We start from the raw sequence: 25,796 nt of genomic DNA, 5'->3' as shown, positions 1-25,796 counted from the left end.
ATGAACAGTAAATTTCTGCTAACATTTTTCACACTTATTTCGGGACTTTCTGTTTTCGGACAGTTCAGTCGTGAAAATATTTCGACAGATTCATCTGATATTGAAATTGTCAGAAATTCGGTTTATCATATTTACGAAGAAAGCTATAAAAACAAGGATTCTGTTTGGTATAGTGTTCATTTCATAAAAGACACGACAAGATTAAATACCGAAGGTTGGACAAAAAAAAGTGGAAAGAGAATCGGAATCTGGAAAGAGTACAACTACAACAAACAGTTATTATTTACTCGCGATTATGACAATGCAATTTGTGAAGTAAACAAAAAACTATTTCCTTATCACGAAATACTTGAACGAATGAAAAAAACAGCCGACAGTTTAATTATTTCTAATTATGGTCAAGAGTTTTACGATAATCAAGTTCGTTTCAATTTTAACTGTTATGCTTACGATAAAGATGGTTATGTTGGTAGTTGGACAGAACCAATGAAAAGAAAACCAACTGAATTTCTTTTTCGATATCAAGTGAGACTAAAAAACTCGGATTGGCAAAGTGAAATGATAGGAATTAAACTTGATGAAAAAGGAATCTACATTCCGAGTCATGATAGATTCAACAACAACGGATTTGAAAAACTAGATTCAAAAAACAGAACTTTTGAAATTGATAAAGCAAAAGCTATTTCAATTGCGAGAAAACAAGGATTAAAAGAAGAAAACGTTTCTGAATTTTTAAAATGGGAGAGATTTAATAAAGCGACTTTTTATGATGGACAGTTCAAATACTATATCGCGGAATTGACAGACCAAATAGACGAAATAAAAAAAGAAGGTCGTTCGAGAATTACTTATAAGTTTAACGTTTATTCATTTAATCCTTGGACAGGAGAATTCTTGGAAACAAAGAAAATGAAACAAATAAAGGAATGGGGAAAAGATAGTGGATTTACATCTGACCTTTTACCTGATGAATAAAAAACGTGTGGCAACACCGTATATAATTTATTGCTAGTTCTAGCCTACTTACGAAAAATCCTCGCGGATTTTCTATTCGGTTTGTATTTGCTAAATTAGGTGCTTGAAACACGCAACAAACCATATACAAACACGTTAGAGAACATTTTGACAGAAATAAAAGAAGATATAATTGAAAAATTAAAAACGGATTTTCAAGAAGAATATCAGTTGGCGTTTGAAAAATTAAATTTAGCAAATGATAAATATGAAGATATTCGGAAAGAAAGAATCAATAGATGTATTGTTCATATGGCTAACGGCTCAATTACGGAATTGGACAACGCCATTCGGATTGCAAAAACGGATTGGAGAGATGCGATATTATATGCTGAATATCAATATTCGGAAGGCAACACCCCAAAACCGATTTTTGATTTCAGATATGGGTTCAATAAAATAAAAAACGTTCTCTAACAACGCCTATAGTTCATTGCGGCGGAATTTTCCTCCGGAAATTCCTATCTTGCAATGAAGGCTTGGTGATAGCGGAATAGTCCTCGCGGACGATTCCACAACGAAAACCATAGCCAAACCGTTAGGCACAATACCCAAAAATGAAATACACAAAATATTTAGTTTACATAATAACATTTGCCACAATTTTCTTTTTACAATGTAAATCGCAAACCGAAAGCAAACAAAACGGTACTGATCATAGTCAAATGAACAAGGTATATATTAATCCAAATTATAGTGGAGAGACCATTGAACCTGAAACATATAATGCCACTGGAAAAATATATCGTATTTTTATTTACAATGAAACTGAAAACTCAATTTCGGCAAACGAAAAAGTAATTATCAAGCCCAACGAAAGTTATTTATTTAAAATACCTGATACGATGGGTATTGCACTTGACAACGGAATTCAATTCTTCTTTGGTGAAACAGAAGGATTAGAAGTAATTGATAATAAAATACAAGTAACCGGTATAGGAGGAGAATGGCTGGATAAATTAAATGTTCCAAAGTCGACAGATTGGGCATTTTCAATTTTAAATGCTGGAGAAGGAGATCCTATGCCAGAATAACAATTCCTAACAACGTTTAGGACAATTTAAAAAACGAAATGAAGAAACTCTTTTTAGACGATGTCAGAACTATAGAAATGGTTTATGATAAATCAATGGAATCGGAATTTGATATTGTTCGCACCTACTCTGCTTTTGTTGATTATATAAAAACTAATGGGCTTCCTAATTACATAAGTTTTGACAATGACCTTGGACTTGGAGAAGATGGAAAAGTTGCACCTGATGGATTGGCTGCTGCGAAATGGCTTGTATATGAATCTGGAATTGATTTACGGGATTTGGAATTTAAAGTTCATTCAGCAAATCCAGTTGCAGCGGAACAAATAAGAGGACTTTTGAATAATTATATAAAACATTTAAAAACATCTGAATAAAACTGTGCCTAACAACGTGTATAATCCATAGCTACTCTCTTAATTCAAAGAATATTTACTACTTTTAATTTGTACTGATTCCTTACTCGGAAATCCCTCGGATTTCCCGCAACGGAATCATACACAAACCGTTGTAAAGCATTTGAGACTTGAAAAAAATAATAATTCTAATATCCATCTTTTTAGTAACTATCTCTTGTAAAAACAGTAACGGAGAAAGAGATGATTTTATACTTCTATCAGATCGTGAGGCGCCATTAGGTTGGATTTATTTTACAATTTATTCGGATAGTACTTTTAATTATACATCCCGCGGACTACGAGAACGGGATGAATATAATGGGAAAGCTATAATAAAAAAAGATTCAATATTTTTAAATTATTATGATTCAGTTCCAATAGTGGGAAAAAGAATATTTTATACGGAAAAGTATTTGGAATTTATTGATTTAGAGCATTCTGGTCGAATAAAAATTAGACTGAATAAATTGAATAAATAAAAATATCGGAATTGAAAGTTGGAACGGAAAAATTGAGATGAAAAAAATAAATAAACGCTTTACAACAACGTGTATAATTAATTGCTGCGGACTTTTCCTCGCGGAAAATTCACTTGAATTAATTACATTTGAGTACGCCGGAAAATCACAACTGATTTTCCGCAACTAACCATACACCAACCGTTGCCAGTAATATGAAAAAAACGAACATTCTACTTAAATTTTCAATTATCGCTTTGATTTTCACATCTTGTAATAGTCAAGTGAACCACATTGAAATTGACGAAATTGCACACATTGATATTTTTGATAACTACGAAGACAATGTTAAGTTGAGTAAAGATATCGTCAATCAAAATTGGAATGAGTTCTTGAAAACAAAGATTAATGGATTTGATCCAAATGACATTAAAGACTTAAAGTTCTTTTCTAATACCAGACCACAGGAAAAAAAGTTAATAATTCAGTTCAGATATCCGAAATTTGACAAACCAAAAAACTTGGAGAAAATCCGAGAAGTGACTGTTAATCAAATTGAGGAAATAAAGAGGTTTCAAAAGGAGAATGAAAAATTAATTCTTGAATCGACAAAAAAAGTTGAGGAATTAATTAAAATGTTGGATACAGAAAATTACGCTGAATTTTATAAAAATTTGCATTCCAAAGTGACGAAACAGTTTTCTTATGAACAGTTCCTGACTTTTATGGAACAGATAAAAGGAATGGGATTTAAAAAAGAGCAACGTGAATATCTGAATAAAGCGCTGATTAAATTCAATGATAATCCAGAAGAATTAGCTGACATAATTGAATATCATTATTGGCAGAAAGACAATAAATCAAAATATGAGTCTTTTAATTTTCAGCATATTGACGGAAAAATGGAACTCGTTGGATACAAAGTGTATTAAATACTACTGGCAACAACGTGTATAGTTCATTGCTTCTGAATTTCCTATCGGAAATTCCTCGCACTTTTACTATCTTGGTTTCTTAATCTGAAAATCCTCGCATATTTTCACGCAACGAAAACATACACAAGACCGTTGTGTTTAATTTTGAGAGAAACCCCTAGCCCTAAAATCAAATGAAATTTAATTCAAAAATTATAGTTGTTTTAATAGTTGTCGTAGGACTTGTATTCGGACTAATTTTTCGAAATTCAAATTTTAATGACATTGAAAAGAATAAAACAGAAACTGTAGGAAAAGTATTCCGAATCAGGCATGTCGCAGGAAGCACAACGGGAAAGAAAATTTACGAATATGAATTCGAGTATGGAGGAAAGACATATTCTGGAGAAATAAGAAAGAGACTATCTGACCCGATTGAAATTGGAGATTTTTATAAAGTCGTACTATCAGATAAAAATCCTGAAAATAACTTAATGGATTTTGACTATGAATATGAGCAACTAATTAAAAAAGGTGAAAACGGAATTACAACTGACACAATATTTGAATTGAGAAAAAACTAAACACAACAACGTGTATAATTAATTGCTGCGGAATTTCCTCACCGGAAATTCACACGCATTAATTATCTTAGCCAACAGCGGAAAATGACTAACGCCCTTTTCCGCAACTAATCATACACAAACCGTTGTAGCCAATGCTATGAAAAAAATTGCTTTCCTTATAACCCTAATATTGTTTGTTTCATGTTTTAGCAAGAAAAATAACTATTGGAATAATCCTTCGGAGCTTCAAGGAACTTGGGTCAATTTAGAAAGAGATTCGAGTGGATACCTGATATACGAACCATGTGATAGTGGGTTTAGTAGTTCGATAACTGTAAACGAAAAGGAAATCATCTATCAGATGGGGCATGAAGGCCCTTACACCCTAAAGATAGATTCAGTCAAAATTTTGAATTCATTAAATGAAATTGAAATTTTAGGCCATAATCAATATTACGCCATGAAATCATTAATGAAAATAATTGACATTGATGAGAAATTATTTCTGTGGAAATGGGAATTAAAGCCGAAAACTGGATCTTATCAAGCGCGGAACGGAAAAAGAATCATGACAAGAAAAGAATTCGAAGGCGATTTTCGATTTCTGGATAATCCTTGTGATTTTGGAAGAGTATCGGAAAAAGAGTTTCTTCCTGTTGAATACCAATAAAGCGGAATAAAATCACCGGCTACAACAATGGCTATAATCCATTGTTACTACTTTCTAAACAAAAAACATTACTTTTAAATACATGATTCCTCAAGCGGACAATTCCTCCGGAATTATCCACAACGGAATCATAGCCGAACCGTTGTAAACCATTTGAAAAAATTCTTAAAATATTACATTCCTATCTGTATTCTATTTCTTTCGATCGCAAGCGCTTGTAAAGCACCTTTAACTCATTACGAAAACAAGGAAATAATCACTCATTCTTGTGATTTAAAAAATAGTCTTAACGATACAATAGTTGTTAGTGGAAAATTCTGGCGATGTATGGAGTATGATGACTTTAGTCCAATTAAAAAAGATGAATGTATTAACGATATGGACATTGAATTGAATTTGAGCGGAATTGAACTTGACTCTATTCTAAGTCAAAGATTGTCAAGCATGTATGGCTGTAATTATTACATTAATATGATTATCAAAGGAGTACTAAGAAATGATGATCCGAAAGGATATGGTCATCTTGAATCTAATAATACGGAATTGCAAGTGTTGAAGGTTGTTGAATATGGAAAAGTAAAATATCAGCGAATTAAAACTAATAAATAAGAAACGGTTTACAACAACGTGTATAGTTCATTGTTACTTCTGAATTAGTCACAACTTTCCATAATCTTCGTATATTTCGTTAGCTATGCTGATCATTCTCTCAAGTTCGTATTTTACAATGGTTGCTTCGGATTTTCCAAAAGAAAAATACTTTAAAATCGCGCAGCGACTTTTTTCGAGTCTAAGGGATATATTTAAACTTACACCTTGGTCCAAATTAGAAATGAAAACATCGTCTTACTAAAAGAAAACATTATCTTTCAACTCATTTTCAACTGATCTTTCGAAAAGCCTTGTAAAAAAAGAAAAGTTAAATATTGTATTGGGAAATAAGTATTATATTAATTTACTCAAAGTCAATTAGAAAATCATTAAATTTATTACTCAATTTTCTTTTCTAAAAATTAGAATGTAAGTTAATGGTTTTGTATTATAAATACTAAAGACTCATATTAACCGTTTTTATATTGAAATTTGTAAACATATTATAACTATTTTAGCAAAAAATTTGAAAAATGAAAAAATCACCCCTAAAAAATCTCATAAACTATTTATTGTTTTATAGCCTTACTGTTATATTTATTTCATGCGGATCTAAACAAGATATTGTCTACTTTCAAAATATTGACTTAGTTGGCTCAAGTAAGTCAATAAATAAATACGACCCCACCATAAAACCGGATGATATGCTTGCGATTATTGTATCTGCATTAGATCAAGATGCAGCAAGACCATTTAATTTAACTTCAGTTACTTATGCTAATGAAACTGGAGATATTGGTAGACTTACTCAACAAAATTATCTTGTAGATAGTAACGGTTATATAGAATTTCCTGTTTTAGGTTCAATTAAATTAGATGGTTTGAGTAGAATTCAAGCAACAAGTCTTATCAAAGATCGTCTAAAAGAGTACATAAAAAATCCTATTGTAAATATCAGAACGCTAAATTTCAAAGTTACAATACTCGGTGAAGTAAATAGACCAGGTTCTTATACAATATCAAATGATAGAATAACTATTTTAGAGGCTCTTGGGTTAGCGGGAGACATGACTATTCAAGCTGAAAGGGAAAATGTACTAATTATAAGAGAAATAAAAGGAAAAAAACATTACACACGTATAGATTTAACTGCTCCAGAAATGTTTAACTCTCCAGTCTATTATTTAACACAAAATGATGTTATTTATGTTGAGCCAAATGACTCAAGAGCAAAGTCATCAAATGTTGGTCCCAATACATCTGTCACTTTAACATTAATTGGGACTTTAATTACCGCTGCTGCATTAGTAGTTAGTATCACAACAAAATAATCTGTAAAATAATTATGGGTAAAAATTTTAGCACTTCTGATCTAAATATAAATGATGGAAATTTAAGTATTAGAGAACAGGTAGAAAAATACCTTGCTCACTGGAAGTGGTTCCTTTTATCTTGTGTAATTTGTTTTTTAATAGCATTTTGGAATTTAAGTTTTAGTAGAAATTCTTATATGGCATCCGCAACTATACAGATTGATAATGAAAAAAACAAAGGCAATTCAGAACTTGCAGCATTACAAGACTTGAGTATGTCCGGACTTATGAACACTCAAGATCATATTGAAGATCAGGTAGAAATACTAAAATCTAAAAGTCTTATTAGTGAGGTCGTTAAGTCACTTGGTCTTAATGTTAGTTTTTTTAGTAATAAAACTTCTTTAAGTCATTTTGTTGATAATAATTTAGGATTAGACACAGAATTTTATAAGGATGAGAAATATTCTAATCCACCATTAAAAATAAACTTTTTTGCAAGTGATTCAACAATTTATCAATTAAGTGATCAATTTATTATTACTCCTTTATCAATATCAGAATTTATATATAAAGACGTAGGAACTGGTTTTGAAAAAAAACATTCTTTTGGACAAAAGTTTCCAAGTAGAGTTGGTGAAATAATAATCACCCCAAATATAGACTTAATAAAAAATAGTTTAATAAATAAAGGAATACTTATAAATATTGTTCCATTATCAATTTTAGTTAATTCCTATGCTATGGCTGTAAAAATTGAGCCAATTTCTGAAGTATCATCAGTCGTAAATATATCAATTGAAGACGGTACAAGAAAAAAAGCTGAAGATTTTTTAAATGAATTGGTTAAAAAATATAACGAGAGAGCTATTTTTCTTAAGGATGAATTAGCACAAAGTACAGCTAAATTTGTAAGTGACCGATTAGAAATAATTTCAGAAGAATTATCAGATGTTGATCTAAGAGCTGAGTCCATTAAAACGAAATATCAGATTTCTGATGTAGGTTCCTCAGCTGGTTTAAATATGCAAGCAGGGAAGGAAATTGAAAATCAGATAGTCCAAACAAATACCCAGTTGCAAACCACAAGGGCTGTTAAGGAATTTGTTGATGCCAAAGAAGATAATGACCTTCTTCCATTAGATATAGGTGTTAAAGACAATACTGTCTCTAATTCGATGAATAAATACAACGAACTGATGTTGGAAAAAAAACGTTTAATGAAAACATCTACAGAAAAAAATCCAACAGTTGTCTTCTTAAATGAACAATTAATCGATTTAAGGAAAAATATTAAACAAGGGTTAAATAACTTAGAGTCCACTCAACAAATTTCCTTAGACGCATTGAGTAGACAAGATGCAATAATAAACTCGAGACTTTATTCTGCTCCTAAGCAAGAGAGACAATATAGAGATATACAACGTCAGCAAGGTATAAAAGAATCATTGTTTCTATACCTCTTACAAAAAAGAGAGGAAACGGCCATTGCTTTAGGCGTTGTGGATCCAAATGCTAAGATTATAGATTATGCTGAAAGTTCGCCAAATAGAGTAGCACCAAAGAAAATGAAAGCTTATGCTCTTGCTTTACTTCTGGGATTAATCATTCCTTTTTCTATACTTTATGGTAAAGAGGTTCTTGATACAAAAATTCATTCAAGAGATGAAGTTGCAAGAATTTTGAATATTCCAATTATTGGAGATATCCCAAAATTAGAAAATGGGCAACAGAGGTATATCCTAAGAAAAGAGGATTATTCTAGTGTTGCCGAAGCATTTAGAATATTAAGAACAAACTTAAGCTTTGTTTTACCTGATGATGGTGATGAAACTAAAACCAAAGGAAAAGCCATCTTTGTAACTTCAACAATTGCACATGAAGGTAAATCATTAGTCTCAACAAATCTAGCAATGGCATTAGCTCATGCCGACAAAAAAACCTTAATTATAGGTATGGACATTAGGGCTCCTAAGATTAAACCTTATTTAGGAGTTCGAGGAAGCAAAGGAGTAACAAATTTTATAGCCGACAAAAATATTTTACCTAAAGATTTAGTTGTGACCGTACCAGATACAGATAACTTATTTATAATCTCTTCTGGTGATTTAGCTCCTAACCCGGCAGAGTTATTAATGAGTTCTCGTGTCAAGACTTTATTTGATTTCGCTAAAGAAAATTTTGAGTATATAATAGTTGATACTGCAGCGTTTAGTATGGTAACTGACACTCTACTAATAAGTAAGTACGCAGATGCCTTTATTTACACTATTAGATCAAATTACTTAGATAAGAGAATGTTACCATACATTAAAACTCTATATACTGATGAAAGATTACCGAATATGGTATTATTAATTAATGGTGTAGATTATAAAAAACTATATGGCTATGGCTATGGCTATGGCTATGGTACTAAATTTGAAAAATCTAATAGCCCTTGGTGGAAATTTGGCCTTTAAAGTCTTTACTTATTTTTTGTTTAAACACATTATCATACCGTATAGAAAAATAGCATTAATTAAGATCTCTAAATCTTAATTAAGATAATAATGGTAAATTTTATCTTTTTCTCCAATCATGAAATTTTACACTAAGCCCCTGCAGTTCAATAAATTAAATTTTAAACCTAGCATTCACAGCTATAGATGTTTATAAAGCTATAACAATTTCTTATAATTAGGCTGGACTAACAAATATTTTATTCTATTAAAAAATCTAACTTATACAAGAAAAATCCCATTATTCATCTAACATTTATATAAATTAAAATCTAATTAAATCTATACTATTGACATGATAGAAATAAAAAATCAAATAATATTATGCACTTCTCTTATTTAGAAAAATAATATTGAAAATAGCTTTAAAAAAATACTTAATATCGGTAGTAAATGGGTTCTTCAATTTTTCCAATAAGTACTCCTTTTCAGCTTCAAGGACACTATCTACAGAACTTATTCTATTTAGAGCCACATATGGTGGAATACAACCAGGTTTTTGTTTTAATCTTAGCTCTTGTATCTCTTTAGGAATATTATTAAAATAAGTTTGAGAAACAGGTCTAACACCAACTAATTTTAGTTCTCCTTTGAACACATTTATTATTTGAGGTAATTCATCTATCCAATATCTTCTTAAAAATTTAGCCCACGGAACAACACGAAAATCATTAGCAGGTTTACCTGTTCTAGCATATCCATTTAGCTTTAATACATAGTCTTGAAGATATTCAGAATATGGGTGCATACTTCTAAATTTATAAACACCAATTATTTTTCCGTTTTTTCCAACACGTTGCATTTTAAAAATAGGTCCATAGCTCGGGCTCATATCGTAACTTGGCTCTTTAACTTTTTTTGCAACAAAATAATGTACACCATCTATAACCTTGTAATCAACAATATCAAAACCACAAGAAACTAACCTTCCTAAGGACTCTGCTTTTGATAATAATCTGTTTCTACCTTTGGTTACATAAAAATAAATCTTCTTTAAAAAAGGTAACTTTGGTATAACTCTCTTAAAAATGAATTCAGTACTAAAATAAATTTGATTTATAATAGGTAATTTAGAAAGCTTACTCTTACTATACTTTGATTTAAATGTCTCAAAACACCCGAATAAAAGTCCGTCACTAGGTAATTTTAGATTCACTTCTTCTAAATACTTATTAATTTTTCTAAAATTATTCATCTTATCTAAGATGAAAACATTATGTATTGTGTAAAAATTGCTAAAAGTTGTAAGTTTTTCTTTATTAGGAATCACCAAACTTAGTTTTGAACTAGAGTCTTTAATATGTTTCTTATAAAAAGTATAAACTTTTTCACTTGTCAAATCTAAAATCAATCTCTTATTCGACTGTGCTATTCTTTCTCTAGCAAGAAACTGTTCAGAGTATCTTTTAAAAGCGTCTTGAAAATCACTCTTCCATTCATAATAAGTTTCTTTAGATATTCTTTCCTTTTTACAGATATCTTCAATACTCGTTTTTTCAATCAAACTATCTACAACTATTCTAATTCTCTCTAAAGATGAAAAGTTGTTAGATGCCTTGTTTGGTTTAATTACCTTACCAAGAAAGGAGATTTTTTTATCAGATCTATTATTAAAAACGAATTGACTTCGTTTTCTAATATAATCTTTTTTAAGATGAAAATCGTTCTTTACGAATTTGTCAATTTCCAGAGTATCGGTTAGAAATTCTTTTATCATAGCAAAATACTTAAAACCCAGCGAGAGGTTATTAAACTTAAGCGATAAAAAGAAATTTATATCCTATAAAACCCGCAAGCATATAATCATCAATTAGGGTATAACTCCAATATATACTACTTACTAGAAGGGCATTTAAGGGGACTTTCTTTTTTATAGCTTTAGCAAATATACGAGTTTTTTTTATCTTATCAGATAAAATCAACATTTTACTTTAAATTACAAGTATTCTACATTAATTTATAAATATTTGGTAAATCAACTTATTATTATTTTATCATAAACCAATACAAAATTAAGAATTATATATTTTATACCCATTCTTCTATATGAGTAGGTTATCTTTTTTTAAATAATTATATTCTTATCCTTTTTTTGATAGATTGTCAATACCCTATATGAAACATAAGTTTAAATCTTATATGCAAGAGAGGTGTTATATATATACATATTCTTCTTGAACACCTATATCACATTTTAAATCAACTTTCGAGTAGATTATTCAAATCTTTTACAACTTTGGCAGGTACTCCAGCTACTAAAGTTCTAGAAGGGACATCTTTTGTTACAACTGACCCTGTAGCAATAACCGCTTCATCACCGATAGTCACTCCAGGCGCAATAATCACAGCAGGCATAATCCAAACACCACTTCCAATCTTAGTAGGTAGAATATTTCTAGGGTAAATTTTTTTCAAAATCGTGTCAGTTGGAATATTAGCATGTGCGGATATAATTGTTCTGTCACCTATCGCAGAATTATCACCAATAGTTATTTGATCTGTAAAAACTCTATCAAAAATAACTTCATGCCCTATATATACTCCTTTGCCTATTTTGACTCCTCTCCATCTATGAATTACTGTTCTCCAAGATTTTATAAAAGTAAAGTACGCTATTTTATCTAAAATAAATCTTATAACAAATCTAATTGCATATATAATCGTTCCTAGTGGTGTGTTGAGATTATAAAATTCAAGTACTTCTTTTGCCGGCATTATTCTGATTATTTAATTTATATAAATCTTTACAAGTAATAAAATTATATTTTTTTTGCTCAAAGAATCTCAATTCTTTTTCATAAATGGGAATTGCTTTATTACCAAGATTCTTTACTTTTAGTTTATATCTCAAAACATCTCCTAAAACATAAGAAAACAAATTACTTGCTCTTCTATCTATGCTCTTTATATCTTTTAATTCATCTATAAATTCATTAGGATGAGTTAAAAAGACAAATGGCCTATTGTTTATCATAGATTCTAAATATAACATATTTCTAGTGATTCTATTTAATCTAGGAAATATTCTCATAAAAGTTCCAATATATGGAAATCCAAATGCAGAAATAGGGATCTCATAAATACTTGAATCACCCTTTCTAAAAATATTATCTTTTTTAGTAAAATAAGGCTTTCTAGGCGCATTAATCCAATTCATTTTTTTCGCGCTTCCAAAAGAAAAAAACATATCAAATCTTTGGGAAGACACGGAGCTATCCACCTTATAACCAGCCTCTTGTAAAGCAATGACTGTATTATAATTAACTCGCGCAGCTGGGGCTCTAAAGGATATCACCTCTTCACCAGAAATATCTTCCAAAATATTTTTAGACTTCTTTAAATGTTCAATTTGAGTTTTTACAGGGAGAATATCAAAAGCTTTAGTAACATCATGAGTTAAACCATGAGAAGCAACCTCATGGCCATATGGTAAAATCATTTTTACAACTTCAGGATATAAGTTAGCTATATATCCAGTGAAGAAAAAAGTAGCTTTAACATTATACTTCTCATATAAATCTAGTAGCCTAGGCATACCCTGCACAAGAACTTTTTTACCAGTAGAATCTAATAGCTTATGGTTAATAATTGACGTAGTTTCTACATCATTAGTAGCAAGAAAAAAATTTTTATTTTCCATGTTTTTTGATATTATTGGCTGTAAAATTTAATTAATCTATAACCAATTTTTTTAATTATTGGAAAATTAACCACAACTATCTTAACTCTATTTCTTAACCATTCTCTAATAAATAACCAATACCATTGAGTTATAGAATCTGTCCATAGTGTATGAGATTGAATTATTGCCCTATCTGGAAATTTTTTTTCTCTAATTGCTTCAATAATATCATTAGTTCTATGAAAAGTAGGATAATCATTATGAGTAAGCACAAAATCTCTAACACTAAATTTTCTACCATCCCAACATCTACCTGTATCAGTAATATAAAAAATATTAGAATAGTCAACTGATAAATAAGGTTCCCCAATAATTTCATAATCTGAAAATTTTTTATGTTTCCAAATATCTCTGTTATCGTAATCTGACATTGAACTGCCATGCATACAAACTGTTCTCACTGGGTAGAACTTTCTAAAATAATCCAAATTTTTTTTAAAGTTCTTTAATGCATTATAGATATTTCCATTAGCCATTGCATAATCTTCATAATGATAACCAATCTCATGACCTAGAGAAGCTATTTTCTTAATAATAGTTGGGTTATTACTTATCTTAACAATTCTAAAATAATATGTTGATTTGATTCCTAATTTCTGCTCAACAAGAGCAAGTTTTAGTGCATTACTCGGCAATTCATCAACATCATGCCTTAAAACAATAACTTTGTTTTCAGGAAATTCAATAAATTCTTCAAATGTTTGAAACGAATAACCATTTTCAACAAGGGCTTTTAATAATTTCGAATAAGTCAATAAAGTAAAATCTCTCATTTTTCTACTTCAGAATAAATAATATGATAAAACTGATCATTAAGTTTTGAAACATTAGTTTCTGAAAAATTTTCTTCTTCCATAGATTTAATAATATCAATCAAATTTAGAAAGCCATTTGGATTTGAATAATATATCCCTCTTGAGTCATCCCTTAAATAATTTCTAATACTTCCATAATTAGTCGTTATAACTGGTATTCCACAAGCTCTAGCCTCTAAAATAGATAAGGGCATTCCAATTGAGCTATTTAATCTCTCAACAGGAAACACATATACATCGGATAATTGATATATTTCTTCAATACTTTCAATATACTCATTAATAATTTTAATCCCATTCTTAACTAATTGATTTTCTAAAGGTTTTTCACCAAGTGCATCACTTGGTGTAGAACTACTAGCTACTATTAAGACTTGATTATTGTCTGTTTGCAGGGGCACTAATGACATAAGATTCCTTCCTTCATTTAAATGCCCCATATGACAAATAATGAACATATCTTGAGGGATTTTGTACTTTTTTCTCAATCTCTTTTTTGAAGCTACACCACCCTGAAGGGGTTTAAACTTTGATAAATCAGTTAATAATGGGATGAGCTTATTGTTAAACATGTTAATTTTCCAAAAATTTTGTAGTACCAACGATGGAGTTAAAGCTACTGTTGGTCTTGTATATTTTAAAAATAATTCTTGCCACTTTCTTATTCTTTTAGGTTGTAATGCAATAAAGATTGTTTTTACCTCTTTACCAGCAATAAGTGAAAAGAGCTTTAACCTCAAATAACTAGCAAAAGTACTAGATTGAAATGGTAAATAAATAATTACGTTAGGTTTATAACTTCTGAAAATATTTTTTAGTTTAAAAGGAGAATATAAAAAGTTAGAATTGATTTTGTTAACATTCGTTTCATTAAAACCATACCTGCAAATCACTTCCAAATGATATTTCTTTTTTAAATTAATGTATAAATTATAAACGGTTTTTTTTATGCCTTCATCAAATGGAGGATCAATGTATTCAGTAATAAGCAAAATTTTAATCAAAATCGATCTACCTATTAGTTTGTTAAACTTTATTTAATATTTGGGCTTCCTTTATAGATATTTTTAACTTATCGTGATAGAAATTATCCACTTGATTATAATGATCTAATAGAACAATAGGGTTTTTTTGTCCATTCGATCTATCTATACAATTTTTAGGAGAATCACAAATAAAAATATCCAAAGGTATTCTATTTAAATCTGCAATTTTTTTTTCTTTAACATAAAAAAGTGTTGCTTTTAACATATTAACAAGTCCAGGTTTTCTAATTAAGGAAACATCAATATCTGAATGTAAATTAAGAGTTCCTTTACATATTCCCCCGTGTGAAACACAATATAGCAACCAACTTTTATCTTTTAAATTTTCTAGTCGATTTTGAATAGCATAGAGATGAGTAAATAATTCTATTTTTGTTGTCTTTAACAACCTTGCTCTATGAATCAAAATAACATAAAAATTACAATTGACAAACCAATTTATAGTATGGGCAAGAATAAAGCTAAAAATTAAGCTTTTAATAAAACCATAAGATGTCCATTGAGAAAAAACCAAAAAAAATAGTATGCTAAAGAAAATAGTAAAAACAATTTTATACAATTTTTCAGATTTATCTGCATTCAAAATCCCTTGCATTAGCCAATTACTAAAAAATTGAAGCCAGCTAAAATATTTGTTTAACAATATCTTTTTAATAAATCTTATCATTAATTCTTAGAGTTCAATAAATAACTTAGTACTTTTTCTTTTCCAGATTTATAATCTATATTATTATCAACCACTTTAATATTAAAGTTGTTACTCAAGATTTTATATACCTCTACTTTAGAACTTAATTGTTCATCAAATAGTGTATCAATCTTACGTTTTCTGATTATATCTTCTTCAACATTTAAAACAATAATCTGAATATTTTCAGGGATAAGTCTTATAAAGCTCTCACCAATCCAAGTTTTATGTAATGTCATTCTTTTAGTATCTACCATTAAATCTGCCAAGGTATCTATACTAAACCTATCAAATAAAATAATTTCATTTGGTTTAATCTTTCTCTTTTCTAAATACCACTTTATTCTAAAATCTATTAGTTGTAAAATAGGAAAAATAAAGGATACAAATTTAGATTTATGAAATTCATGCTTCCCATATTTAACTCCGTTTATCCTTTTGTATTGTGTTAAACCCACCAATCTACAATACGCCATTAAAGGTTTAGAAAAAATTTTGGGTGATCTAATCCAAATATATCTAATCGGGAGTTTTTTCTCCAATAACGCACATTCTAAATCTTTTAAAAAAGTTGTCTTACCCGTACCATCAGAACCAGCTATATAATAAAAAGAATTCATCAATTTAACTCACTTAAAACATCTACTAACACATTAATATTTGTTTTAGAATATTTTTTTTTTATTATTGCTTGGTTTCTTTTACCCATGGATTTCCATTTATCTTGATTATCTAAAAGATATTCAATAGCATCAATTAACTGTTCAACATTATTTTCTTCTATTAAAATCTCTTTTACAAGTTCAGAATTTCCAGCATGGTTCGTGGCTACTACTGGCTTACCCCATGCCATGGCTTCCATAAGAGCCACTGGAATACCTTCTCGCTCTGAAGGGTTTCCATCTTTGTAATAATTTGTTAAAGATGGTAGACAAAAAATATCACAGGATTCAAATACAATATCTATTAATGGTGAACTTAATCTTCCTAAAACAGTTATTTTGTCATTTAAATTGTTTATTTCTATTAAATTAGATAAGTCTATAGAATCATGTGAAAAAACTGTTCCTCCAACAACCCATAAAACAAAATCGTCTCTTTCAATTTTTTTTAATGCCTTTAATAAAACATTATATCCCTTTTTCTCGACCCAGTTAGCAACTATAAGAATTTTTATTTTATCTTTTACCATATTATTATTGTCAATTTCTGGAAATAACCTCATTATTTTAATTCTATTTGATGAAACACCAAACTTTTTTTCAATAATTTTTTTGTTAAAATTAGAGATTGTTAAAATCTTTTCACAACTAGAATATAATTCTACAATACTGTTATTATTGTCATAAACTTTTCTTTGATAAAGCTCGTGTGCATGTACTGTAACAGTTAATTTTTTATTAATCATTTTTTTTAAAAAATAACCGACATACAATTTGTCATCTCCCATTTGACAATGTATCGAAGATATTTTATGTCTTTTTAGGTCAAAATAAAAACTCATTGCAATAAAAAAATATGCAACAACATTCTTATTTTTAGCTTCAAAATACAAATCAAAAGCTCGTTTTGGGTTAAAAAAGATTAACTTAAGAAATTGTTTAATAGCTTTATATCTATTAGCTACAACCAAATCCCAATTTGGTTTTGGCATCCAAGGGCCAGAATTAAGTTGTGTTAAACATAGAAAAAAATCAATATTATTTTGCGCTAATAATTCAAGTTCATTATATGTGAATCTATGTATTCCAACTTTTCCAGAAGTTATGTAAGCTATTTTTTTCAAAATCAAATTTGTTAAATTTTACAATTAAGGGCATGTTCTAAAATAACAGACGTAGTATTATCCCAATTTTCGTTTGATAAATTATTAATATTTCGCCTTACCACATTTTTATATTCTACTGTAAATCCACTTAATATCTTAGCTATATTTTTTAAATTACTTTCTTCAAACATAATCCCATTTTCCAACAATGGCTGATTCATCACCATAGATCTTCCTCCAGTATATAAGGTTGGAACGCCAAGTAATGAAGCTTCTCTTGCTACTGAATCACCAGATGAAATTGTGAAAAGACTGTTATAAATTAAAGAATAAAAATCTTCTACAGGTTCCTCTAAAATTACACAATCTTTAAATTTTTCTTTTAATTGGTCTTTTTCTAAAGAAATAATAGGTGTTAAATTAAGTTTGACAATCATTTTTATAATGTCTGGCAATATTGATTGATTCCTTTTATAATTTAGGCTAATATTATCAATTTCTCTAATAAAAACATATTTATTTGGTTTTAATTTATAATTATTTAGAACAGCAATGTTTGCCTTGAAAACTTCAGGGTGTAAATAAGCCAATTCTTTAAAACCTCTATATTTGATTGTTCTTTTAGAAGAGTATTTTATAAAATCTGGATATATATGCTTTGTAGCAAATAGATTGGCGTGGTAAAAAGGTATTTTATACTCATAATCATCATCGAAAGCTATAAATGGAATTCCCATAAATTTAGCCGCAATTACTGAAGTGGCTCCAAAACAAAGTATTAAATCAATTTTTCCCTTTTTTAAGAAGGAAATAAGGCGAAAATCTCTTTTAAGTTGAGAAATCACTTTACTAACAAACGTCTTTCTATGTCTACCAATTTCAGTAACCTGAAAATCTTTAAGTTCATGTTTCAAAATTGAAGCCAGTTTTCCTCGGTCTCTATAAATAATCTCAATTTCATGGCCTAGTCTATGGAGTTCATAAATGGAATTTTTAAAAAAATTCACATCTGCTGGGTGATTAATATCAAAGAGTATTATCATAATATACTATGAGATTTTAGCAATAACCTTTAAACCTAATTCACCAATTTTATATAAAAAGGGGTTTAGTATTATTCTAAATCTTCCATGTTCAACTAAATCACCTCCAAATTGTATTTTATACTTACGTACACCATAATCTACGCCAGGTTTCCCTGCCCCCATAAAATCAACTAAACCTATCTTATTATTAATTGCAAATTTTATTACTTCAATTATTGCAAGATGAGTTGGGAATATTTTTTTATGATAGTTTCTCAACCCCACATAGTACATAGTATTTATAGACATTTTTTTTGAAAAAATGCAGAATGCTCCACCAATTACCTTATTATTGTGAATAACAACAAAAACTCTTCCAATATTGCTATTAAAAACATTTAGAAAAAATGAGTATTGGAAAAGGGGTAATTTAACTTTTCTGTCATATAAATTTTTCAGTATTATATATAATTCTTTAACCTCATTTATCGTTTCAGCTTCTCTAGAAAACGCGCCTTGTTTATAAGACTGCATAATTTCTCTTCTTCTATTATACTTCATTTTAGATATAATGGAATCTAAATCAGTATTATTTTCTATTTTTAATTGAACATTCAAATGTGGAAGAAATTCAAAAGAACAATCAACAAAACATTTTAGGTAGTTTGAAAAATCGAAATGATTTCTAATCTCTAAATAAATTAGTTTCCTTCTATAATATTTCTTGATGTAATTTAAGAGCTTTTTTAAAGAGTGTTGATTTTCATCAACCAATACTCCTCCATAAACAATACCTCTTTTTGAAAAAATTCTTTTTATTCCTCTCTCTTTTTGAATAGTAACAACTATTAATACGGTATATTTACCATTTTCTTCGACCGCAAAAGAATTTGCAGATAAGCCATCCGTGCTATTATATAATTTTTGAAAATCTGACGTTTGAAATGGGGATGAAAAGAAATTGTTTTCGAGAAATTCTTTCCAAAGGTTTAATTTAATTTCTTCTCCTTTAACTATTTTCACTTTCCAAATTTATTTTATGTTTTCTATTTAAATCAACAACTAAAATTACATCCAGACGTAGATAATAAAAACATTATGATAATCAAATTTAATTACTACTTATTTTCAATGTTATTGCTTAACTGATAACGATATTTCTTTTTTTTAAGAAACCTTAATTTTAATCCAAAAGTTTTAATTATATAAGCTGGTAATAACATTATTATTGCAACTATTTTGCTCTTATTTCTTTTAAGACTTTTAATGACTTTTGAAATTGATTTTTTTATTGTAAAGGAAGTAAGCCATAGAAAAACAAACATGCCTAAGTATTCTGTTAAAGGTATATATTTTTCAGCCTTAGGGAAAATAAAATTTATTCTCCATGTAGTAAAAAAATTTTTCATTCTTACAAATTCCAAAGACTTATACACTGTATGTGTATCTTGGTTTCCAGCATCTTGGTAATAAATTCTGAGTGCCTCATTAATAAAAATTGTTTTATAGTTAAACCCAATTTGTGCCCAAATATATCTATCAGGAAAATAGGTCACATTAAAATTTGTTGGAAATCTATATTTCTTAAGTACATCCACTCTAACACATCCCCATTTTTCTCCACCAATTTTATGTTTATAAACAATATCCAGATAGCATGAAATTCCGTCAAAGGGAAATTTCTCTCCAACAATTTGACCATCTTTGTATTTACACAATACAGTTATTCCTGCAACTTTGTCGGTATTATATTCGGTCCAAATTTTTTGAAACCTAGAAAGTGTATTTGGCTCAAATCTATCGTCAGAGTCAGCTGGAACGAAGAGTTCACCATTCGCTAAATCAATAGCGCGGTTAAAGGCACCATATTTTCCAGAATTTTTTTGAAAAAAAAGTCTTACAGGAAAATCAGCACTGGATTGGTACTCTTCCAATAAGGGTCTGACATTATCTTCAGAACCATTATCAATTATTATCCATTCAAAATTTCGAAAAGTTTGATTATTCAAACTTTCCCAAACTCGATGAATAGTGTGCTTTCGATTATAAACTGATGTAAAAACGCTAAAAAAAGTAGACTCCATATTTTTACTTAGCAATTATTAATTTAGGTTATAAGAGGTAATTACTTACAAATGTCTTAAATTATTTTCATAAAGTTCAACAAATTTTTCAATCATTATTCTATTTGAAAAATTTCTCTTTATTTTTTCTTCGTTTCTAACTCCAATTTCTTGAGCATAAATTGAGTTATTCAAGAGATATTCTATTTTTACCACAAGTTCTGAAACATTCTGAACCTCAATTAAAAAGCCGTTTTCATAATTTGTTATTAATTCATTGGTGCCTCCTCCGTCTGTGGCAATAACAGGTTTTTTCATCACCATATACTCCATAATTGCGTTTGAAATGCCCTCTGTAAATGTTGTTAAAATGCCAATATCAAAAATATTTACAATACTTTCAACATCTCTTTTAACCCCCAAAAATTTAAAAAATTGCTTTTCTTTTTCTTCAACCATACTTTTAATTTTATTTAACTGGGGACCATCCCCAATAAAAACAAAAGTGATATCTTTTCTAAACTGTAATAATTTCAGAGCTGCCTTTATAAATGTTACATGATCTTTTTTTTCTGAAAATGATGCAGTCATCCCTACCACAAAATCCGTTTTAATATTAAGCTTTCTTCGAATCTCTTCCTTTATAATAATGTTTTTAATTCTATCAAAATCAAACCCATTATAAATTACTAATCCTTTGTTGTTTGGCACCCTAAAAGACTTCAATCCAGCTTTTGAATTAGCCAAAATATATGTGCTGAATGGATAAGAAATAGAATATGCTAAATACCTTTTTGAAAAAAAACCCAACTTAGAGGGTGCAGTGCTAATCATCGAGTTAATAAATGTAATTTTTTTAAAATGACAAATCGGCCCAAAATGAATGGCAGCTACGTTATCCCAACAGTGTACAATATTTGGTTCAAATTGATTTAATATTTTTAAGAATTTAGGTATTATTCTAATATTTTTAAATATGCTTCTTGGTAAATAATGAATAAATATGTCTTGATTTAATATTTCTTCATAATGTATTCTGTTGGACAATATTATTAATTCAAGCTTAAAAAAGTTTAAATTTCCTAAGCCCTTGATTAGTGACAATAACCTTCTCTCTTTACCACCAGATCTCATTGATTCTATTATAAATAGTATTTTCAAGAGTTCGTCTGTTTTAACCACTCATTTAAAAAAAGTAGGGACCAAATTTTTTGACTAAAATCTCTGAAACCTTTTTGATGATTATTAAGAAGATCTTCTACATATTTCTTGTCAAGATATTCATACAAAAATTTGCTTCCTGTTAAATTATCATAAGCAAAACTTTTTAAATCTCCTTTAAACCAAATGTTCAATGGTACAGCGAAACCTTGTTTTTTATGATATAATACTTCATTTGGTAATAAATGTTTAAAGGCTTCTTTTAAAATATGTTTTTTTTGTTGACCTTTTAATTTAAATTCAGATGGTATTTTAAAGCTTAATTCCGCAAATTTATGATCTAACAAAGGTACTCTAGCTTCCAAAGAATTTAACATTGACGACCTATCTACCTTAGTTAAAATATCATCAACCATATATGTACTAATATCCAATTGTTGAGCTTTACTAATAAAATCTCCACTAAATTTCTTAAGTAAATTACATTTAATTTTTTCAGAAAAACCTTTTTGTATTATTTGTTTAACATCTGGATTAAATACTTTTCTTCTCTCATAATCTCTCCAAATACAGAAATATGCCGCAATATCTAATTTGTTTTGCGACATGTAATAAGCTAACCCTTTACCATAAAAATAATCAGGTATGAGTTTGTTTAATGTTCCAAACAAAATTTTGTGATTAAACCTATTATTTTTTAATGTGATCATTTTATTGTAAGAATTATATCCTGCAAAAAGCTCATCCCCTCCATCTCCGGATAATGCAACTGTAACATAATCTTTCGTATATTTAGAAACATAATAAGTGGGAATAGCTGAACTATCAGCAAAAGGTTCATCATATCCCTTAACAAGTTTGGGGAGTAATTCTATTGATTCTGGGCTAATAATAAACTCATGATGTTCTGTATTATATTTTTCAGCTATTAGTCGAGCATATTTTAGTTCATTATATTTTTCTTCTTCAAAACCAATAGAAAATGTTTTTATGGGATAGCTTGAGTTCAACGCCATTAGTGAAACTATTATACTAGAATCAATTCCTCCGCTTAAAAAAGCTCCCAAAGGAACATCACTAATCATTCTTTTCTTCACAGCTTCATTCAGCAAATCATAAATAGCTTTTTTCCAATATTCTTCAGATTTTGAATAATCAGGTTCAAAATTTACTTTCCAATAATTAATTATTTTTAGTTTTTCTTTTGAATGTGGTTTTAATGTAAAAAAATGACCTGGTTCTAATTTGTTAATCTGCCTGTAAATAGATTCATTTTTAGGAGTATATCCATAGGCAAAATAATAATCTAAAGAATCAATACTTATATCTTTCTTAATATCTCTAGAAGCTAAAATTGACTTAATTTCAGAGCCCCAGACAAACTTTTCATTGTCTATGTAATAATTAAACGGTTTTATTCCAAACCTGTCTCTGGCTCCAAATAAAGTTTTTTCCTTTTCATCCCAAATTACAAAAGAAAACATACCAATTAAATAATCAACACATTTTTCTTTATACTCATTAAAAAGATTAACTATTACTTCAGTATCAGTGTTTGTTCTGAAAAAATAGCCTTTTTTTTGAAGAACATTCCTCAATTCTCTAAAATTGTAAATCTCACCATTAAAAGTAATCCAAAATCTTCCACTATTGTCAGTGAGTGGTTGATGCCCCAACTTTAAATCAATAATACTCAACCTTCTAAACCCTAAACCAACATTACCTCTAACATAATGTCCTTCATCATCTGGACCTCTGTGTACAATAACGTCTGTCATGTGCTTTAATTCGCCAAAAGAAACATGCTGTTCTTTATCAAAAAATATTTTTCCTGCAATTCCACACATTCTGTTTCAATTCTTTAATTTATATTTTATTTTTAATGATATTTCCTCAGAAAAAAAACTTGCGCCTAGATGATTCATGTGAAGCTGATCTTTGAAATATTTATTTTTCTGATGAATGCCTTGAAGACTAGATAAATTAAAAAAATATTGGTTGGAGGTTAAAAATATTGATTCAAATTCCTGAATAATTCTGTTATCCTTATCAAATTTCTCATAAGTGGGTGAAACTACTCCATATAATTTAATACCATTAATTTTACATACTTCAATTATCTTATTTAAATATTTAATCTTATTCTCGTCAATATTCATGTTTTCGTCAAGATAATATGGGTTATAATTGGTTTCATTAAATTCATCATTCAATGCTATATAACCATCCTCACTATTATTATTATCAAAAGTGTTTCTAATGAGGTCATATAAAATAGAGTTATGGACATACAAACTTGATATTAGTTTAAATTTATTAAATTGAGGGTCTAAAAGGATTATCTCTTTAAAAGAAGAATATTTTTTAAAATAAGGTAGCAACCTATTGAGTTTCGAATAAGAGAGGTTGTCATTTATAAAGGTATTAGGTGATAAATCTATGATTACAATTTTAGGTATATTATCTGTCCTTATCTTTTCAGAAAGAACTGCGTAATCTAAAAAAATTCCGTAACCGCCTGTTCCTGCATTATAAACTTTATAATTAAGTTTTTTTGATAATATCTTAGGGACATAATGATGTAATGCCCTAGAGCTTCCTAAAATAATGATTTCTGAATCAGATTTTAAACTATCATTAATATCTCCATAAAATCCAAAAGATAAATTATCAAAGTTTTTTTTAACTATCCAACCTACTAATAAATCAGTGAATAGAATTATTCCTAAGAAAAAAAATATGTGGTATAGAAAATGTTTTTGCATTAAAACTGAAAATAAATAAATTGACCTCCGTTAAAAACTCCAATAAATAATATTATACAAATCAAAAATGCAAAATATATATTTACTTTATATGTAAGTTTATCATTCAAAATATTTGAATTTAAATTATGCTCAATTAAAAGATCATTAATGAAAAGTATTAAAAGAGCAATAAAACCATAAAAAAATACTCTAGAGTCTATAAATATATTTTCTGTATTAAAGTTTAAAATATTTTTTACAATATAAAAGGCATCTTCTACACTATTTGCTCTAAAAAAAATCCATGCAAAATCTACAAGTATAAAAACAAAAACTCCTCTGATTACTCTCTCTATAGCTGAAATGTTCTTTCTAATTTCACCTAGTTTAAATAAATTTTCAAAAATTATATACAATCCATGTAAAGCGCCCCAAACAACGAAAGTCCAATTGGCTCCATGCCAAAATCCACTTACAAGAAAAGTTAAGAATAAATTTAAATACCACCTAGGAATACCAACTCTACTTCCACCCAAAGGTATATAAAAATAATCCCTAAACCATGTTGACAATGATATATGCCATCTATGCCAAAAGTCACTTATTGACACGGCAAAATATGGTCTATTAAAGTTTGTCATCAATTGATAACCCATTATTCGTGCTATACCAATTGCGATACTAGAATATCCAGCAAAATCACCAAAAATTTGAAAAGCAAAGAAAAAGGTAGCGAGGGCTAGTGAAATACTTGAATGTTCATATACATTATTATATACAGAGTCAACATAAAGTGACAATCTATCTGCTATCACAAGTTTCATAAAATATCCTATAATTATCCATTTTAGGCCTATAATTATGTTCCCAGAATTAATTTTATGTTTTAATTTAAACTGTGGTAGCAAACGAGTACTTCTTTCTATTGGACCGGCTACCAATTGTGGAAAAAATGAAACATAAAGTGCATAAATACCAAAATGCTTCTCAGTTTTAATCTTTTCATTAAAAACATCTATTGAATAACTTAGCGTTTGAAAAGTGTAAAAAGAAATACCTACTGGGAGTAATAAATTCATATAAGGAACTTCCAAAGAGGTATTATTAAAAAATAGAATATTTATTGATTCTCCAAAAAAGTTAAAATACTTGTAAAAAAATAAAACTGCTAAACTTGAGATAATAGAAATAGATAAGTATAGTTTTTTAAAAAAAACATCTCTTGATTGTTCAATTTTTAGAGCTGTAATATAAGATATAGTCGTAGTAAAAAGAATAAGAAAAACATAATTAACATTCCAACTCATATAAAAATAATAACTAGAGGCTAATAATACCAACC

Annotated in this window: 25 protein-coding genes; 10 read left to right on the top strand and 15 right to left on the bottom strand. The window is 28.7% G+C overall.

All coding sequences use genetic code 11. The features are described from left to right. The 10 genes from AC3IF2_RS03430 to AC3IF2_RS03385 all read left to right on the top strand — a co-directional run bounded on the left by AC3IF2_RS03430 (window position 1) and on the right by AC3IF2_RS03385 (window position 9,420). Complete coding sequence (locus tag AC3IF2_RS03430) at window positions 1-975, top strand: hypothetical protein (protein WP_489165634.1); 975 nt, start codon at window positions 1-3, stop codon at window positions 973-975. A 147-nt stretch (window positions 976-1,122) separates the two neighbouring features. Next, window positions 1,123-1,431: a hypothetical protein gene (locus AC3IF2_RS03425; RefSeq protein WP_489165633.1), complete on the top strand. Its 309-nt coding sequence runs from the start codon at window positions 1,123-1,125 to the stop codon at window positions 1,429-1,431. Window positions 1,432-1,571: 140 nt separating this feature from the next. Further along, window positions 1,572-2,048: a hypothetical protein gene (locus AC3IF2_RS03420; RefSeq protein ID WP_489165632.1), complete on the top strand. Its 477-nt coding sequence runs from the start codon at window positions 1,572-1,574 to the stop codon at window positions 2,046-2,048. Between the two features lie 38 nt (window positions 2,049-2,086). Beyond that, window positions 2,087-2,425, top strand: a complete 339-nt coding sequence (locus AC3IF2_RS03415) for a cyclic-phosphate processing receiver domain-containing protein (RefSeq protein ID WP_489165631.1) — start codon at window positions 2,087-2,089, stop codon at window positions 2,423-2,425. A gap of 694 nt (window positions 2,426-3,119) precedes the next feature. Further along, window positions 3,120-3,836, top strand: a complete 717-nt coding sequence (locus AC3IF2_RS03410; RefSeq protein ID WP_489165630.1) for a hypothetical protein — start codon at window positions 3,120-3,122, stop codon at window positions 3,834-3,836. Between the two features lie 176 nt (window positions 3,837-4,012). After that, window positions 4,013-4,402 (top strand): hypothetical protein, encoded by a 390-nt coding sequence (locus AC3IF2_RS03405; RefSeq protein WP_489165629.1) that lies wholly within the window; start codon window positions 4,013-4,015, stop codon window positions 4,400-4,402. 139 nt (window positions 4,403-4,541) lie between these two features. Then, window positions 4,542-5,054 (top strand): hypothetical protein, encoded by a 513-nt coding sequence (locus AC3IF2_RS03400; protein WP_489165628.1) that lies wholly within the window; start codon window positions 4,542-4,544, stop codon window positions 5,052-5,054. A gap of 327 nt (window positions 5,055-5,381) precedes the next feature. Beyond that, window positions 5,382-5,663, top strand: a complete 282-nt coding sequence (locus AC3IF2_RS03395; protein WP_489165627.1) for a hypothetical protein — start codon at window positions 5,382-5,384, stop codon at window positions 5,661-5,663. Window positions 5,664-6,178: 515 nt separating this feature from the next. Continuing rightward, complete coding sequence (locus AC3IF2_RS03390; protein WP_489165626.1) at window positions 6,179-6,976, top strand: polysaccharide biosynthesis/export family protein; 798 nt, start codon at window positions 6,179-6,181, stop codon at window positions 6,974-6,976. A 14-nt stretch (window positions 6,977-6,990) separates the two neighbouring features. Continuing rightward, window positions 6,991-9,420 carry a GumC family protein gene (locus AC3IF2_RS03385; RefSeq protein ID WP_489165625.1) on the top strand — a complete coding sequence of 810 codons (2,430 nt, stop codon included), beginning with the start codon at window positions 6,991-6,993 and terminating at the stop codon, window positions 9,418-9,420. A 361-nt stretch (window positions 9,421-9,781) separates the two neighbouring features. Here AC3IF2_RS03385 and AC3IF2_RS03380 read toward each other — a convergent pair whose 3' ends face one another. The 15 genes from AC3IF2_RS03380 to AC3IF2_RS03310 form a co-directional block, all read right to left on the bottom strand. Then, window positions 9,782-11,176 (bottom strand): sugar transferase, encoded by a 1,395-nt coding sequence (locus tag AC3IF2_RS03380; protein ID WP_489165624.1) that lies wholly within the window; start codon window positions 11,174-11,176, stop codon window positions 9,782-9,784. Between the two features lie 482 nt (window positions 11,177-11,658). Next, window positions 11,659-12,174, bottom strand: coding sequence for an acyltransferase (locus AC3IF2_RS03375; RefSeq protein ID WP_489165623.1), 516 nt, complete (start codon window positions 12,172-12,174; stop codon window positions 11,659-11,661). Next, entirely contained in the window at window positions 12,152-13,099 is a 948-nt protein-coding gene (locus tag AC3IF2_RS03370) for a polysaccharide deacetylase family protein (RefSeq protein ID WP_489165622.1), read from the bottom strand. The genes AC3IF2_RS03375 and AC3IF2_RS03370 overlap by 23 nt, the downstream gene beginning before the upstream one ends. An 11-nt stretch (window positions 13,100-13,110) precedes the next feature. Next, window positions 13,111-13,914 carry a hypothetical protein gene (locus tag AC3IF2_RS03365; RefSeq protein ID WP_489165621.1) on the bottom strand — a complete coding sequence of 268 codons (804 nt, stop codon included), beginning with the start codon at window positions 13,912-13,914 and terminating at the stop codon, window positions 13,111-13,113. Next, on the bottom strand, window positions 13,911-14,960 hold the full coding sequence (locus AC3IF2_RS03360) for a glycosyltransferase (protein ID WP_489165620.1): 1,050 nt from the start codon (window positions 14,958-14,960) through the stop codon (window positions 13,911-13,913). The genes AC3IF2_RS03365 and AC3IF2_RS03360 overlap by 4 nt, the downstream gene beginning before the upstream one ends. Before the next feature lie 22 nt (window positions 14,961-14,982). After that, entirely contained in the window at window positions 14,983-15,669 is a 687-nt protein-coding gene (locus tag AC3IF2_RS03355) for a hypothetical protein (protein WP_489165619.1), read from the bottom strand. Continuing rightward, on the bottom strand, window positions 15,669-16,310 hold the full coding sequence (locus tag AC3IF2_RS03350; protein ID WP_489165618.1) for a hypothetical protein: 642 nt from the start codon (window positions 16,308-16,310) through the stop codon (window positions 15,669-15,671). The genes AC3IF2_RS03355 and AC3IF2_RS03350 overlap by 1 nt, the downstream gene beginning before the upstream one ends. Further along, a complete protein-coding gene (locus tag AC3IF2_RS03345) occupies window positions 16,310-17,476 on the bottom strand; it encodes a glycosyltransferase family 4 protein (protein ID WP_489165617.1) in 1,167 nt (388 codons plus the stop codon). The genes AC3IF2_RS03350 and AC3IF2_RS03345 overlap by 1 nt, the downstream gene beginning before the upstream one ends. A gap of 11 nt (window positions 17,477-17,487) precedes the next feature. Next, window positions 17,488-18,501 carry a DUF354 domain-containing protein gene (locus AC3IF2_RS03340; protein ID WP_489165616.1) on the bottom strand — a complete coding sequence of 338 codons (1,014 nt, stop codon included), beginning with the start codon at window positions 18,499-18,501 and terminating at the stop codon, window positions 17,488-17,490. 6 nt (window positions 18,502-18,507) lie between these two features. Further along, a complete protein-coding gene (locus AC3IF2_RS03335; RefSeq protein ID WP_489165615.1) occupies window positions 18,508-19,506 on the bottom strand; it encodes a lipid II:glycine glycyltransferase FemX in 999 nt (332 codons plus the stop codon). A 95-nt stretch (window positions 19,507-19,601) separates the two neighbouring features. Then, window positions 19,602-20,567, bottom strand: a complete 966-nt coding sequence (locus AC3IF2_RS03330) for a glycosyltransferase family A protein (RefSeq protein ID WP_489165614.1) — start codon at window positions 20,565-20,567, stop codon at window positions 19,602-19,604. A 45-nt stretch (window positions 20,568-20,612) separates the two neighbouring features. Then, the gene (locus AC3IF2_RS03325; RefSeq protein WP_489165613.1) at window positions 20,613-21,707 is read right to left on the bottom strand and encodes a glycosyltransferase; all 1,095 of its coding nucleotides are present in this window, start codon (window positions 21,705-21,707) and stop codon (window positions 20,613-20,615) included. Continuing rightward, window positions 21,704-23,554 carry an asparagine synthase (glutamine-hydrolyzing) gene (asnB, locus tag AC3IF2_RS03320; protein WP_489165612.1) on the bottom strand — a complete coding sequence of 617 codons (1,851 nt, stop codon included), beginning with the start codon at window positions 23,552-23,554 and terminating at the stop codon, window positions 21,704-21,706. Before asnB ends, AC3IF2_RS03325 begins: the two co-directional genes overlap by 4 nt. A 6-nt stretch (window positions 23,555-23,560) precedes the next feature. After that, on the bottom strand, window positions 23,561-24,472 hold the full coding sequence (locus tag AC3IF2_RS03315) for a hypothetical protein (protein WP_489165611.1): 912 nt from the start codon (window positions 24,470-24,472) through the stop codon (window positions 23,561-23,563). Continuing rightward, entirely contained in the window at window positions 24,472-25,533 is a 1,062-nt protein-coding gene (locus tag AC3IF2_RS03310) for an MBOAT family O-acyltransferase (RefSeq protein WP_489165610.1), read from the bottom strand. The genes AC3IF2_RS03315 and AC3IF2_RS03310 overlap by 1 nt, the downstream gene beginning before the upstream one ends. Window positions 25,534-25,796 lie beyond the last annotated feature (263 nt).

This window comes from Maritimimonas rapanae (assembly GCF_057837205.1).
This window is presented reverse-complemented; position numbering and strand designations above follow the sequence as displayed.